The 7111-nt window shown below is 32.2% G+C and carries 4 protein-coding genes; 3 read left to right on the top strand and 1 reads right to left on the bottom strand.

The window, feature by feature from the left end:
- The first annotated feature begins 146 nt into the window (after positions 1-146).
- The gene (locus ACFX4E_RS28125; protein WP_377260028.1) at positions 147-977 is read left to right on the top strand and encodes a hypothetical protein; all 831 of its coding nucleotides are present in this window, start codon (positions 147-149) and stop codon (positions 975-977) included.
- On the top strand, positions 967-4143 hold the full coding sequence (locus ACFX4E_RS28120; protein WP_377260026.1) for a DEAD/DEAH box helicase: 3177 nt from the start codon (positions 967-969) through the stop codon (positions 4141-4143). The genes ACFX4E_RS28125 and ACFX4E_RS28120 overlap by 11 nt, the downstream gene beginning before the upstream one ends.
- Positions 4144-4291: 148 nt before the next feature.
- Here the strand turns inward: ACFX4E_RS28120 and ACFX4E_RS28115 are convergent, their stop codons facing one another.
- Positions 4292-5440 (bottom strand): tyrosine-type recombinase/integrase, encoded by a 1149-nt coding sequence (locus ACFX4E_RS28115; protein ID WP_377260023.1) that lies wholly within the window; start codon positions 5438-5440, stop codon positions 4292-4294.
- 479 nt (positions 5441-5919) lie between these two features.
- On the opposite strand from ACFX4E_RS28115, the gene ACFX4E_RS28110 reads away from it, so the two are divergent.
- Positions 5920-6891 (top strand): helix-turn-helix domain-containing protein, encoded by a 972-nt coding sequence (locus ACFX4E_RS28110; protein WP_377256584.1) that lies wholly within the window; start codon positions 5920-5922, stop codon positions 6889-6891.
- The last annotated feature ends 220 nt before the right edge of the window (positions 6892-7111 follow it).

Here is a 7111-nt window from a genome sequence, read left to right as displayed (position 1 = left end):
ATTTCGGACACATCCTCTCAAAAGTCATTGTAAGGACTTAATTAAATGGTGTCCATGAAACTATACTAACTCCATTAGTAGAGGATTTATATACTTCATGGGATGTTAATTACAAAAAATGGCCCCATGATCAAGATACCTCTCATTTGGAATTTGAACTAAATAATTTTGATCCTGAGTCAGAAGAGCAAATCCTTTTAGTTGCTTCACTTTGTTACATAATAAAAACAGGATCTTGGCATAATTCTTATCAAGCATTAAAAAGAATGCTTCCTGACAACGAATTCGAGATTACAACTCTCAGGGAAATCAAAGACTATTTTAATGGACAAGAATATAGAGGTGATGACGATTCATTTAAAGAATACATCAAAAATCAACGAAATCCTTTCATCTTAGAATTGATATCTCACGTTATGTTGAATTCTATAGAAAATATTGATGCTTGTACCCCTTTTAATTTTAAACTACAAGGAGTGCATTATATGCATTTAAGTTCTAAAAAACAAGGTTTGGATTTAGCTGCTATTGCCCGAGAAACAGTAGATAATCAATATTATTTAGTTATTGGTGAATCAAAAAACCGAAAAACTCCTTCAGACGGCACAAAAGAAGCCCTTAGTGCTTTTGAAAAATTTGATAGAGGTAAGCATTGGCCTGACATTAGACAAGTTATGAAGACAGTAGCAAATAGTTTTGAAAATCCAAATGATACTACTGTAAGTGCTGCTATTTCTACTCATATCTTATGGAAGAAAAAGATAATATATCGATTAACCATTGAGCATCGCAGTAGGAATCCAAGAGGTGGATCACAATTTAGAGACTTTAAGATAAATACACCAAACGTTGAACACGCTCAGTTTAGACAATGTGAAGCTATTTGGACAGCACGGTTAGATGATTTCTACGATGCAGTTTCAGATAAGATAGTTGAGTTTATTGAAGAGAAGGAAGAGGCACAAAATGTTAGATAGGTATGCTAAAGAGAAATACGAAGTTGCATCGAGTTTGTTAGATGAGATTAACGGTGAGGATATAAGAAGACTACTATTAGAGGTTACTATAGAAGCTTCAAAGAGAAATCTTAGAGGTATTGAAACGACAGAGATTAACAATGAGGATGATTTAGAAGTTCTGAAGAGATTAGCAGAATCTTTATTATTTAGAATTGTATTTGATAATAGTCTAACACATAATGAAATAGAGGCTGCCTCCCTTGTCTGTGCTTATGCTTATGAAACCTTATGTCCTCCTATATTAGAGGACAGAACATTAATTGAATTGGATAGCCTTGAGTTTCTAAATAGAGTTGTCTCTGCTTTATTGTATTATATTTCAGGATATGATCCTAATGCTAGAGCTATAGCCGATCAGCTTAGGAATTTCATTTCTGAGTTAGATAATAATAAGAGCTTGGAAGCAACTATTATTAGGCAGCTTTATAATTTCACTCAATTAAATATGTCAAATGTTTATGTGAAAGTAGAAACCCCTACAATTCCTAATTTAAGTTCTTTTGAAACACTACAAGAAAGTTGTAGAAATGCTTGTTTATGGCACTTGAATAATTGTTTAAATGAGCTTTCTAATGAGTATTGTTATATGCATGATATATGGAATAAAAATATTAGTTCAAAGCTATTTGAGTTATATTCAAATTCTAATGATTGTAATGAACAAACTATTTCCTTATTATCACTATTGCTTATTCTATTTGAGAAAATGTCAAAAGAACGAGCTATATCTATTTTAAAAAGCCCTTCACACTGTGATCCCTTAATATGGGGAAATCATATGAAACGTTATATTAATGATGGTATTTATCTAATATGGCCTCCGCATAAAGAAGCTATTTCTAAAGGGCTTTTAGATTTAGATATAAATAATATAATAGCAATCCCTACAGGGACAGGTAAAAGTTTAATAGCAGAACATAAAGTCATATCGTATCTTCAACAGGGTTCTATTATTATTTATTTAGCTCCTACTCTAGCCTTATGCAGACAAATTAATAAAAACATGCATAAAATCATGGATATCCATAAAAATGGTAGAGGTAACAGCATATTATTAGATGAAATAGATTTATTCAATAAAGATCTTGATCGAGAAAATGAAGACATGATTTTAGTTATGACTCCTGAAAAATGTGTATCTTTAATTGCTAATAATCCTGATTTGGTTAAAAGATGTAAACTATGTATAGTAGACGAGTTTCATAACATCTTTCAAGGAACACGGGGAGCACTCTTAGATTTATTATTAAGCCGAATTTCGGAGCTATCTAAAACTTCTTTTTTAATTATGTCAGCTCTTATTGATGATTCATCCGAGCTAGAAAATTGGTTACAAAACTTAAATAATAATCAGTTCTCTGTAACAAATATTAAATGGAGACCTGCTAGAACATTAAGGGGATTCATTAGTCACCCCGAGCAAGAAATTAATCAAGCTAAAAGAGAAGCTGAAAAAACAGGAAACAAAACATATAAAACTCAATTGTCAGCTCTTTTGTACTTCTGTGTACAAGATGTATGGATGAAAAATATGCGACAAGCTTATCCTTTACAGTTACCAATCAAGATAGATGTTAGACTAAAAAAGAATAATACAGCATACTATGGTGATTATTGGACAGTTAATGGTTATGGTAATGACGTATCTAGACAATTGGGAAATTATTTAGCATCGACCATCCCTGTAATGATATTCTCACAAGGTACAAGACATTTGCTAACGGAGATAAATAATCACAAAAAACTATCCAATTTCCCACAAAATCTAACAGAGATAACTAAAGCCTATCTAAGTTTAGCTAACGTAGAATTAGGCTTTAAATCTGAGCTAAATAATGGACTAGCGGATGGAATTGGAATCCATACCCAAGCATTAATTAATGAGGAACAGATGGCAGTAGAGGAGTTCTTCAAAAAGAGTACAAACGGTGTATTGTGTGCGACCGGAACAATATCTCAAGGGCTAAATCTAGCTGCTTCTGCAGTTATTGTCAATACAACTAAGCAACATTCTGATGATGAATCGAAACCTTTATCTAAATCAGAAGTAATAAATATGTTGGGGCGTGCAGGTAGACCAGGATTTGGTCAACAGTCATTAGGTATAGTCGTGCCTCAATATCCTTCTACTACTTCAGGTAAAGGCTTCATTTTAGATTCTGACTCTATAAGTTATCTTGAACGAGTAGATGGTGTGGAAAAAACTACTTCTGGCTTACTAACCATTATGAATGAAATCGCTGAAAAAGAGCTAAATGACGAAGGAATAGATGATAACTTCACTTTAATAACTAATGTACTAGGAAATCAAACTACTTCACTAAGAAGAGACCTATTACAGAAAACTCTGGCCATTCAATTTCTAGAAGATGAAACAATTAATAAAGTTCTAGGGAAATGGAACTCGTGGTTAGATGTTGTTAAATCCAAGGAACAAGAATTCATCTTAAAAGCAGCTGTAAAATCTGCTAATAAAGCTAGTGTTATTGAAGCAGTTTTACAAACTATAGATCAATCTTCTTTAAATGATCTATTTAGTGACGACAAGAAAGAAGATATTTGGTTTTCCTGGTTCTTTGAGTGTATTTCAAAATTAGATAAAAAATTTATTAAACAAGATATACATGAGTTATTTACAAGTACCGAAGTTATGATTGAGTTTCTGAAAGGATGGGTTAAAGGAGACTCAATACTTGACTTGGCAAAAATTTTGAATCGACATAATATAGGTAAATTAAACATAGACAATTTGAGTAGGAGTAGTAGATCGAGTATTGCAAAAGCAATAAAGATTATTAAGGAAGGCATTAGAAACGTAAGTCATATAGCTACAGCTTATATTGCCATAGTAGATTTAATTATCAATGAAAATGATGAGTCAAGTAGTCTTCCTAATAGCTTCTTATTGCTATCTAATTATCTCCGTTTAGGAGTATCTAACGAAAGAGCCTTGACTCTAAGAAAACTAGAGTTCCCAAGAAAAGTATCGATGGAATTAGCAACGGTACTACCTAAGAATACAGACATAAAGTCAATATTAAGCATGTGGAAACTAAGAGGAGAAATTAACGAAATAGTGATAGATAAAGACGTAGAAAAAGCATTACTAGCCATTATGGGCTAATAATATAAACCTAATATTTAAGAAAAGAATCCATTTTGAAAAGAATTAATCAAAATGGATTCTTTTTGTTTACTGTAAAGAAGCTTTTTTTATCTACAGAGAATTTAATAAAAAGTTTAGTATAGTGCTTTAAAGAATACTATTTCAATTAGAAATCTTGTTCATTCCACATGAGCCCAATTTCTTGTTCACGCTGCAAAACCTTCTCCAGATAACGTTCGGTGGTCTTACGATCACTGTGACCTAGTTCTTTTTGAATTAAAAAGATGTCTGCTCCCTGCTGCCGACTATAAATCGCATAAAAATGTCGAAAATAATGAGGCGTAATCCTGTCATTCCGTTCTTTTATAAAAGGTAATTCCGTTCGTTCAATGATACGCACAATATAATTACTTAAGTTTTTATATTGATAAAATCCTCCATCCTTAGTTGGAAATAATGGGCCTTGATTGCTTGAATTTAATGCTGTACTGACATGACGTCGTTCTCGAAAAGCAAGAATGCGTTCATATAGCGATGGGTGAAGTAACTTATCAAATTTCTTTCCACCCTTCCCTACTCCTCTTAGTCGATAATGGCCACTTAAACTGTCTAGATATACATCTCCCCACGAAGCTTTAGCTATTTCTTGTACACGCAATCCTGTCATCGCCAACATCGTTAACAATCCATGATTAATGGGATGGTCTTTGTAGTAATCTAGCAGCTGTTTGACTTCATGATAATACAAATCTCGGTTCGGAATTTCTTGTTCAGATAGTGATGTACTCAAGATTTCTTTATGTAAAGAATGCTTGATATATTTTGTTTCATGTAACCACTTCATAAAACTTTTTAAAGTCGTCATTTTGGCATCTAAAGTTGCAGGTGAATAAGGTTTCCCACCCTTTCCTAACAATGCTGTGCTTAAATATGTCTGGTAGTTCCGTATATGCCAAGGTCTTAAATTCTTAAAAATAGTTTCTTCTATATAATTGTCTACATCCTGTCGTAAAAACGATTCACTTTCTACAGCATACCGATAAAACTGCAGCAGTATCCGTACGTATTCGGTTTTTGTATTTTCTTTTCGTTCTCGGTCCTTTCGAATATGCTTTCGCTGATGGACATAGTAGTACATCATTTCTTCATCCGTAAAATCGCTGAACATATCCTCGTTTTTTCGCTGGTGATGCTCATTTCTCTCTTCTAATACATCATAATACGTACTATCCAGCATTAATGAAACAATGTTATTGAAATTCCCTTTTCTTTCTTTTATTTCTGTTCCTATATGTACTAACGAAAAATCTTGCATAAAATCTCTCCTTTCATCAAGCATGTCTTGTTATTTATAGCTCTTCCATACTTCAAAATAGTTTTTTCTCTATGTAAAGATAAAATATATATTTATATGTATATAGCTAATAAACGACTTTTAAAACGTACTAATAGCATTACTAAAAAAATTCAAACTACTAAATGTTTTAAGTAAATATCTAGTATTTTTGACATTAGATAATTGCTTAAAGATATATATTATACTTGCTACTTTATAATTGTAACTTATTTAAAAGTAAAAGTGTAAACTTACTTTTTATAAAAAAAGGTTACTATTTATATGATTTGTAGAAAAATCCCCTATTTGTCATCACTTAAAGTAAATAGTAAAACTTATATTTTTATAAGTTAGTTGTACTATTTACATATCATGTATAAAAACTTTTAAACTGTAATTACTCATATATATGTTATAATTAATTATTGAATGAAATAGAAAGAAAAGGAGTGTATGTAATGATTGATAATCCTATTAAAATTATTACTATTGAAGATGTGATGGAGATGTTAGCTATTTCATCAAAGAAAACAATTTATACATATATTCAACAAGGAAAATTAAGCCCTATCAATAAAGATGACTGGCATATCGAAGGACGTTATGAATTTGATATCGAGGATGTTGTTCGTTTACAAGAAGAGTTAAAAAAGCCAGGACTTACGACAAAAGAAGTCGCGCATCAACTGGATATCTCGGTCACAACGGTGAATAAGTATATTAAGCAAGAACTGTTACCTGCGTTCCAAGAAGAATACCGGGGCATTAATTGTTATTTTGTGAATGAGGAAGATCTAGAAGCGTTTAAGCTCACGCATGAAGTAGGGCGCAAACCGAGTAAGCGTCATTTTTATCATGCCGAACAGAATATTGCGCTATTTCAGCTTTTTGTGAAGAAAAATGAAGAAAAAGAGCAGTTTGCCCGTATCATCTCTGTAGAAGATCCAATTATGGCTGTTACAGAACAACATGAAGAGATAACATTAGAGGAGTTACTTCACCGAGGCTTTGAAGCAGCCTACGAGATTGAATCAAAAAAAACTGTTACCAAAGAAGGCTATGCCACATTTGCCTTTAAGCAAACAGCCTATGCGAAATCACAGCTTTATAAGCTCATGGATTTGTTCTATCAGTACCTAAGCCCGACCAACATGAGAATTACGCCACAAGAAGAGAAAGAGCAATTTATCGTTGAAATCAAACCTGTATTATTGACGGAATCAGCACAAGAAATCGTTGAGTTATTAGAGTCGGTTCTTGTCTCAGGGAAGATTAATAAACGCAGCCGTGGGATTTATATTGATAGCGATCTGGAAGTTGTACGCGTAAAGATATCAAGTGAATTGAAGAAAGAATTGCAACAAAAAGCGAAAGAACTAGGGAAAAGAAACATCGAGGAATTGCTATTATACGCAGTACAAAAACTATAAGTTAGAACAAGAAGATTTAAAAAATTAAAGCTTTAATTGACTAGAATTAAATTGAAAACAAAAAGGTTAAGCATTTCGCTTAACCTTTTTGTTAATTTGTCTTAAACAAGGGTTATAAGATGAAATAAAAAAAATTTTCTGTAATTGGATTTGAGTCAATAATTTGGACACAAAAAAGTTAAGTCTTAAGCTGTTTTTTTTATTTGATCCTCAATTGCTT

Origin of the sequence: Priestia sp. YIM B13491 (assembly GCF_042787605.1) — a bacterium.
Lineage (GTDB): Bacteria > Bacillota > Bacilli > Bacillales > Bacillaceae_H > Priestia > Priestia megaterium_E.
Note: the sequence above shows the minus strand (reverse complement) of the source record. Positions and strands in the feature narration are given on the sequence as shown.

Coding starts and splice junctions, on each gene's coding strand:
- ACFX4E_RS28110 (WP_377256584.1), top strand. CDS start 5,920: ATGATTGATAATCCTATTAAAATTATTACTATTGAAGATGTGATGGAG.
- ACFX4E_RS28120 (WP_377260026.1), top strand. CDS start 967: ATGTTAGATAGGTATGCTAAAGAGAAATACGAAGTTGCATCGAGTTTG.
- ACFX4E_RS28115 (WP_377260023.1), bottom strand. CDS start 5,440: ATGCAAGATTTTTCGTTAGTACATATAGGAACAGAAATAAAAGAAAGA.